The sequence below is a fragment of the Pantoea sp. YU22 genome, from assembly GCF_003970755.1.
GTDB classification, from domain to species: domain Bacteria; phylum Pseudomonadota; class Gammaproteobacteria; order Enterobacterales; family Enterobacteriaceae; genus Pantoea; species Pantoea piersonii.
This window is the reverse complement of record NZ_RYDU01000047.1, coordinates 1-597: the sequence shown is the minus strand read 5'-3', so window position 1 is coordinate 597 and position 597 is coordinate 1. Positions and strand designations below refer to the sequence as shown.

Annotated in this window: 1 protein-coding gene and 2 tRNA genes; 1 reads left to right on the top strand and 2 read right to left on the bottom strand. The window is 51.3% G+C overall.

Translation table 11 applies throughout. The features are described from left to right. A partial coding sequence (locus tag EKL29_RS23515; RefSeq protein WP_311779082.1) for a hypothetical protein occupies nt 1-187 on the top strand: 187 nt, incomplete at its 5' end. Between the two features lie 19 nt (nt 188-206). Here the strand turns inward: EKL29_RS23515 and EKL29_RS22945 are convergent. Next, nucleotides 207-282: transfer RNA gene (locus EKL29_RS22945), tRNA-Ala, on the bottom strand. Nucleotides 283-424: 142 nt separating this feature from the next. Further along, a tRNA-Ile gene (locus EKL29_RS22940) sits at nt 425-501 on the bottom strand. Nucleotides 502-597: the final 96 nt, after the last annotated feature.

Genomic DNA, 597 nt, shown 5'->3' with positions numbered 1-597 from the left:
TAGTCGCTTAACCTCACAACCCACAGGCGTCTTGCGACGTGCGGTTGTGATTATTGAGAGACTCGAACGCCTCGCCTTTATTCCTTATTACGCAGGAATAACGCAAAGCGTCGTTTCAATTTTCAGCTTGTTCCGGATTGTTAAAGAGCATAATACTTCGCAGCCCACCGTTTCCGGTACGCTCTGAAGTATTTCAGAAAACAGTATGGTGGAGCTAAGCGGGATCGAACCGCTGACCTCCTGCGTGCAAGGCAGGCGCTCTCCCAGCTGAGCTATAGCCCCATACAGTTACTGCAGAGACCGTCTACTACCAGGAGTTCCATTCACCGTCCGGCGAATGTGATTTTTTCTCAGGCCAGGCGTGGCGATGCGAAGCATAGTGAACTATGCGAGCCGTCGTCACAACGCAGCATGAGGGAAAATCTGGTAGGCCTGAGTGGACTTGAACCACCGACCTCACCCTTATCAGGGGTGCGCTCTAACCACCTGAGCTACAAGCCTGTAGAGGTTTTTCTGCTCGTTACTTTCTATCAGACAATCTGTGTGAGCACTTCGAAGGCAGTATCTTCAGGTAAGGAGGTGATCCAACCGCAGGTT